At 78.0% G+C, this 6,541-nt stretch carries 4 protein-coding genes; all 4 read right to left on the bottom strand.

Features of this window, described 5'->3' with window-relative positions:
- Window positions 1–69 precede the first annotated feature (69 nt).
- Entirely contained in the window at window positions 70–1,425 is a 1,356-nt protein-coding gene (locus ABT299_RS51900; RefSeq protein ID WP_500255388.1) for an FtsX-like permease family protein, read from the bottom strand.
- Between the two features lies 1 nt (window position 1,426).
- Entirely contained in the window at window positions 1,427–2,239 is an 813-nt protein-coding gene (locus ABT299_RS51895; protein WP_500255387.1) for an ABC transporter ATP-binding protein, read from the bottom strand.
- A gap of 150 nt (window positions 2,240–2,389) precedes the next feature.
- Window positions 2,390–2,725, bottom strand: a complete 336-nt coding sequence (locus ABT299_RS51890) for an SdpI family protein (RefSeq protein ID WP_387028597.1) — start codon at window positions 2,723–2,725, stop codon at window positions 2,390–2,392.
- A gap of 31 nt (window positions 2,726–2,756) precedes the next feature.
- Window positions 2,757–6,541: HEAT repeat domain-containing protein (locus tag ABT299_RS51885; RefSeq protein ID WP_500255386.1), on the bottom strand; the 3,785-nt coding region annotated here is incomplete at its 5' end.

The raw sequence follows: 6,541 nt of genomic DNA, 5'->3' as shown, positions 1-6,541 counted from the left end.
ACCCGCCCGGGCCTTGGGGCCCCCTGGCCGGCCCCACGCCGCACCCCACGCCGCAGGTGGACGGGGCGGTCAGGCGGTGACGGCGTCCACCGCGGGGGTGCGGAGGGTGCGGCGGGCGGCGGCCAGGGCCGTGACCGCGGTGAGAGCGGCCGCGAGGGCGACGACCCCGGCGTAGATCCACACGCTCCCGTCCGGGACGGCCGAGCCCTTGCGCGCCACCGCGAAGGGGATGATCGTGAAGACCGAGGCGACCGTCCCGCAGGCGACGCCGACGACGGTCAGCGCCGCCGACTCCAGCGCCACCGTGCCGAGCACCTGGGCCGGGGTGGCGCCCGCCAGCCGGGCCTGGCCGAACTCGCGGCGCCGGTGCACCGTCGCCGCCACCAGCGTGTTCACCAGCATGATCGCGGCGAACAGCACCACCATCCCGATGACCACCAGGTTCAGCGTCTCGATCCCCTTCTGGTCGGCGGTCTTGGCGAGGCCCGACCGGTCCATGGCGCCGTTCTCCGTGGCCTGGAGGAACAGCGTCCCGACGGCGATGCCGGTGAACAGGATGATCGGGGTCACCGCGGACGCCATCGCGCCCGTCCGGCGCCGCAGGTTCGTCACCGCGAGGTCCCCGGCGACGCCGAACGCGCGCACCGGCCCGGCCAGCAGCGCCGTCGCCCGCCGGACGATCACCGGGGCGAGCAGCGCCAGCCCGATCGCGGCGAAGATGTCGGCCTGCCCGGACGCCGCCATGGCGTCGGTGCCCTTGCCGCGCATCATCGTCATCGTCACGACCGCCTCGTCCACCGCGAGGAACAGGAACACCCCCGCGAAGACCGCGCGCCTGCGGCCGAGCCGGCCCGGGTCTGCGGCCGCCGCCATCAGCGACTCGGTGACGCGGACTCGGGCGGCGCGGCGCGCGCTGATCAGCGCGGCGACGGTCGCGGACAGGAACGTCACCCCGGCGCCGGTGCCGAGCGCGAACGTCCCGAACGCGTAGGACACGTCGCCGGGGACCTGGTGGGTGCCGTGCAGCAGCCCGAGCAGGCCCCGCCCGCCGAGCGCGCCGGGGACGGCGCCGAGCAGCGCCGCCAGCACGGCCAGGACCGCCGCCTCACCGACGATCATCCGGGTGATCTGCGCCGGCGTCGCGCCGACGCTCTTCAGCAGCGCCATCTCCGCCGCCCGCTGCCGGACCGCCAGGGTCAGCGTGGAGGTGACCGCGAAGACGACCAGCAGCAGTCCCCAGCCGCCGACCACCATCGCCATCGTGACCAGCGTGGACCGGGTCTGCCCGGTCGCCCCGCTCGCCTCGGCCGTGTCGTACATCGAGGCGAACGCCATGATGATCGCCGAGCCGAGGAGCATCGACAGGAAGCTCGCCGTGAACGCGCCCGCGCGCCTGCGCAGGGACCGCAGTGCCAGCCCGCCCATGTCACACCCCCGCCTGGGTGCGGCCGGCGGCCCGCTGCCGCTCGACCTCGTCGGCCAGGTGCGTCATCCGCTCGGCGACGGCCTCGGCCGTCGGCGCGGTCTGGTAGCCGACGATCCGGCCGTCGGCGAGGAACAGCACCGCGTCGGCGTGCGCCGCGGCGACCGGGTCGTGCGTCACCATCACCACCGTCCGCCCGTACACCCGGACGGCCTCCTGCAGCAGCCCGAGGACGTCGCGGGCGCTGCGGCTGTCGAGCGCGCCGGTCGGCTCGTCGCCGAACAGGATCCGCGGCTCGGTCACCAGCGCCCGGGCGATCGCGACCCGCTGCTGCTGCCCGCCCGACAGCTCCGCCGGGAGGTGCGCGAGCCGGTCGCCGAGGCCGACGCGGTCGAGGACGTCCCGGGCGCGGGCCTTGTCGACGCGGCGGCCCGCGAGCTTCAGCGGCAGCGTGACGTTCTGCATGACGGTCAGCGTCGGCAGCAGGTTGAACTGCTGGAACACGAACCCGATCCGCTCCCTGCGGAACCTCGTCAGCGCCGCCTCGCCGCCGCCGGACAGCTCGGCGCCGTCCACCACGACCCGGCCGGCGCTCGGCCGGTCGAGCCCCGCCGCGCACTGGAGCAGCGTGCTCTTGCCCGACCCGGACGGGCCCATCACCGCGGTGAACGACCCGGACGGCAGCGACAGCGACACGCCGTCGAGCGCGACCACCCGGTTGTCCTCCGCGCCGTACACCTTCCGGACGTCCTCCAGCCGGAGCGCCTCGCCGCCGGACGGGGCCGTCCCTCCCGGCCGCGCCTTGTGTCCGAACATCGCCTTCACCTCTCCGCCCGGCGCCCCTCCCGTGGAGCGCCTCCGGAAACGACGCTACGGAGAGCGAGAGCGGCGGAGGATGGGTCCAGCACGCCGATCGGGGTAGGCAAAACCCCACCTTCGGACGGCGCCACGGCTCCGGGCGGCGCGCTACCTCCGGCGCAGCGCGGCGTGCCCGGCGGCGGTGCCCCTGAGCGCGAGGATCGCGGTCAGGATCGCGCCGATCCCCGCCGACAGTGACCCCGCGAGCTCGGACGGGACCGCCAGCGCGAGGACGCCCGCAACGGCCAGCACGGCGCCCGCGCCGATCATCCACGGCCGGGCGGCCCGGTGCACGGTCAGCCACGACTGGTCGTCGGCCATGCTCCGCTTGGTGCGGATGCCTGCGAACTGGTTGCGCGGGATCCGGCCGTCGGCCGTCAGCACGCCCACCACCACGAGCAGCGCCCCCGCCGCGATCAGCAAGACCCCCAGGTAGATGTTCATCGCCCCCCTTTCCCCGGTGTCCCGCGACCCATCATGCGCCAGAACCGTTGATCTCGCCCAACGGGGCGGTGTAGCGGGACCGGCGGTCGGGACGGGCGCGCCCGGCGGCGTGCCGCAGCGCCGGGACCGCCGCTTCGCCGAACCGGACGAGCCCGTCCGCGGCGGCCTGCCGGACCTGGGGACGCGGGTGCCCGAGCAGGCCGACCAGCCCGGGGATCGCGGGCGTCCAGCCGGCGTGGCTCAGCGTCCGGACCGCCGAGCGGACGACGTCGGGCTCGGGGTCGTCGAGCAGCCGCACGGTCTGCTCCAGGTACGCCTCGCGGCTCAGCACCCTGCGCGACACGCGGTGGGCGTGCAGCCTCACCTTCGTCTCGCGGTGGCCGATCAGCTCGGCGAGCAGGTCCTCCAGCCCTTCCGCGCGGCGATCGGCGAGCAGCGAGAGCGCGCGGCGCACCACTCTCGCGCCGCCGCCCCGCGCCTCCCGGAACAGCATCGCCGATGACGGCTCGCTCGCCGCCGGGGGCTCGTGCTCGCGCATCGCCGCCAGGGCGGCCGCGTCGCGGCGGGTGGCGCCGGGCGCCCGGAGGGGGCCGTCCACCAGGACGAGCCGGTCCGCGAGGTCGTCGCGTCCCTCCTCGATGAGGCGCCGCCGCGCCCGGTCGAGCGCCGCGGTGCGGGTCAGCCTCCGGCCGGCGACGAGGTCGAGCAGGCCCCGCGCGCCGCCCGCCAGGCGCTCGGCGATCTCCCCCGCGACGGCGTCGGCGGACGCCTGCCGGAGCACCCGCCCGGCGGCGGCGTCCCCGTCCTCCCAGCGCGACACGAGCGCGGGGACGAACCGGTCGAGGTCGGCTCCGTACAGGTGGGCGGCCAGCTGGACGAACCGGTCGCCGCCGTCCGGCACCTCGGGCGCCTCCAGCAGGACGTGCGCCAGCTCGTGGGTCGCCGTCAGCCCGTCGCGGCCGTCCAGGAACGCGCGGAGGACGGCGAACCGGCCCTCGGGTTCGGGCCGGTCGAGCAGGAGGCGGGCCGCCTTCGCCCGCCGGTCGGCCGGGCCGGTGTCGAGCATGGCCGACAGGCGGCGCCGCTGCGCCACGGACGGCGGCTGGTCGAGGTCGCCGGCGCGCGGCGTCCGCTCCTCGGGCTCCTCGCAGCGCTCCGCGAGCGTCCACGGCGGGGCGCCGAGCGGCTGCACCGCCTCCATCCAGTCGAGCAGGAGCGGCCGCGCGGCGGCGGGGGCGTCCGGGAAGGCCCGGATCAGGGCGTCGAGCACCTCGCGGGACGGGCTCCGCAGCACGTCCCGGAGGCGCCGCAGTTCATCCGGCTCGCGGGCCGCGTCCCTGATCGCCTCGTGCGCGGCGGTGGCGTGCTCCAGCGGGTCCTGCGCGAACGCCTCCCGCAGGACGGCCTCCTCGTCCGCCGCCCGATCGGGGACGTGCCGTGCGGCGGCGAGCGCGCGCTCGAGATCGTCGCGCGTCACGACCGCGCCGCACAGATTCAGCAGGGTGGTCGACACCGTGCTCGGCGGCAGTGCCCGCACCCGCTCGGCGACCTGGAACCTCTCCCCCGCGCCGAGCCGGGGCACCACCTGCTTCACCAGCTCGCGGAGCCGTCGCCCTGTCGCGCCGGACGGGGCGTCGCGGCGCTCCTCGCCGGTGACCAGTGCCTCGACGAGGAGCGCGGCGGACCGGGCGAAGACCTCCAGTTCCGTCGCCGTCCACGGCGGGCCGCAGAGGTCCACGGCGAGGCGCAGCGCGCGCGGGTCCGATTCGGCCAGGTCGAGCCAGCGGGGCAGCAGCGGACGCAACGACGCGGGGGCCGCCTTGCCGCGCGTCCGCGCGTCGAGGACGCGGCGGGCGGTCTCGATGTCCCAGCCGTGCTCCGCGAGCCCTCGGACGTCGGCGGCGGTGTCCGCCTCCTCCGAGAACCGGCCGGGGGCGAGCGCGGGCAGCGCGGCGCGGAGGAGCGCGCGGGCGCGGTCGTCGGCGGCCTGGTCCGCCGCCGCGAGGACGACGGCGGCCGACGCGTCGCCCAGCACGGCGCGGAGCGCCTCGATGAGGGCCTCGCGCAGGCCGGGGTTGCCGTGGTGCCCCAGCCAGAACAGTGCCTTCGGGACGGCGGCGGGCGCGCCCGCCGCGGCGAGGGCGGTCGCCGCGGTCTTCTTGACGCTCATCTCGGGATGGTCGAGGCACCCGGCGATCGCCGGAGCCGCCCAGGTCGCGCGGCCCTCGGCCAGGGCCCGCAGCGCCTGCCGGACGGTCGCCGGGTCGTCCGCCGAGGTGAGCGGGACCAGGCTCGCCGACAGCACCCGGGCGCCCTCCGCGTCCGTGGCGAAGAGCGCGGCGGCGCGGGCCCGGACATGCACGTCGCGGTGCCGGAGCAGCGGATGGACCCGCGCCCTCGTCCGCCGGTACGGGGCGCCGCGCAGGACGGTGAGCAGGATCGCCCGCTCCGCCGGGACGAGCCCGGGCCGGTCGAGGAGGTCGAGGACGGTGCTCGCGAGTACGGCGTTCCCGGCGGCGGGCGCGTCCTCGGCGTCCAGCAGGCAGCGCGGCCGGATCGCGCCCCGCCGGAAGAGCCGGCCGCCGAGGTCGCGGACGGCGTCCAGGACGCCGTCCGGCACGGCGGGCTCGGGCCCCGGGCCGCCGGGCGTCCACGCTCCGGCCAGCCCGGACACGACGCGCAGGAGCAGGTCGGCGACCGCGGGCAGGGTGGTGGCGTCGCCGTTGCGCGCGAGCCGTGCGAGCGCTTCGGCGGGGTCGCCGGGGTCCGGGGCCGCGCGCAGCACCGCCAGCTCGCGCGGGTCGGGGCCGCCGAGGTCGTCGGCGACGCGGCGCGGCAGGTGGCGGGGGTCGAGGCGGTCGAGCAGGGTCCGGCGCCGCTCCGGGTCGCGGTCGAGGTGCCAGAGGAGCTCCAGCGCGCGGCGCCGGAACGGGACCAGATGCGGGGCGACATCGCTTCCGTCCGGATCGCTCCCGTCCGGATCACTTCCGTCCAGGCCGAGGCCGGTCCAGAGGGCGGCGGCCGTCCGGGGGCCGCCGACGGCTTCGAGGGCGTCGAGCGCCTCCCGGGGCGCGTCCGGCAGCAGCGCGAGGACGGTCTCCTCCGCCGCGGGGTCCCGCAGTTCGCGGAGCGCGCGCAGGAAGGGCCGCGGGTCGGCGGCGTCGCGAGCGAGGCGGGCGACCGCGCCGGCCACGCCGAGCCCGGGGGCGCCCTGCGCGTCGAGCGCGACGAGCAGGTCGAGGCGGCGGGCCCACGAGCCGCCGTCCGCCCCCTGCGGCTCCGGCCGGGCCAGTTCCCGCAGCGCCTCGTGCCGGCGGGAGAAGAGGACCACCGCGATCTCGGCCGCGGGCACGCCGTGGTCCGCGAGGGCGAGCCCGACGATCGCGGGGACGTGGTGCGCCGCGGGGAAGTGGCCGCGCCGGTGCAGGCCGCGCAGGCACGCGGCGGCGGGCGCGGCGAGCAGCGGCGGGTCCTGGGCGGCGACGCCGAGCAGGTCGGCGAGGCCGTCGCGGTCCGCGAGGTCGCCGAGCAGTTCGAGCGCCCGGCGCCGCACCGCCGGCGCCCGGGACGGGTCGGCGGCGACGCCCCGGAGCAGGTCCCGGTGCCCGTGCCGGGCCGCGACCTCGATCGCGGCGCCGTCCCGCCCGCCGCCGAGGAGGCGGCGCACCCGCTCGTGCGGCAGCGGGTCGAGGGCCGCCCACGGCTCGGCCAGCTCGCGCAGCGCGGCGGGGACGTCGCGGGCGAGCCCCGCCATGACCTCCCGGACGGCGCGGGGCGGCAGCAGCGCCGCGTCCAGCGCCTCGCGCGCGAGCCGGA

This window comes from Spirillospora sp. NPDC000708 (assembly GCF_040299565.1).
Taxonomy (GTDB): domain Bacteria; phylum Actinomycetota; class Actinomycetes; order Streptosporangiales; family Streptosporangiaceae; genus Spirillospora.
The sequence above is the reverse complement of the archived record's forward strand: the minus strand, read 5'-3'. Positions and strand labels throughout refer to the sequence as shown.

Bases quoted from the DNA above. Each gene is read 5' to 3' on its own strand.
- ABT299_RS51890 (WP_387028597.1), bottom strand. From the start codon at position 2,725: ATGAACATCTACCTGGGGGTCTTGCTGATCGCGGCGGGGGCGCTGCTC.
- ABT299_RS51895 (WP_500255387.1), bottom strand. From the start codon at position 2,239: ATGTTCGGACACAAGGCGCGGCCGGGAGGGACGGCCCCGTCCGGCGGC.
- ABT299_RS51900 (WP_500255388.1), bottom strand. From the start codon at position 1,425: ATGGGCGGGCTGGCACTGCGGTCCCTGCGCAGGCGCGCGGGCGCGTTC.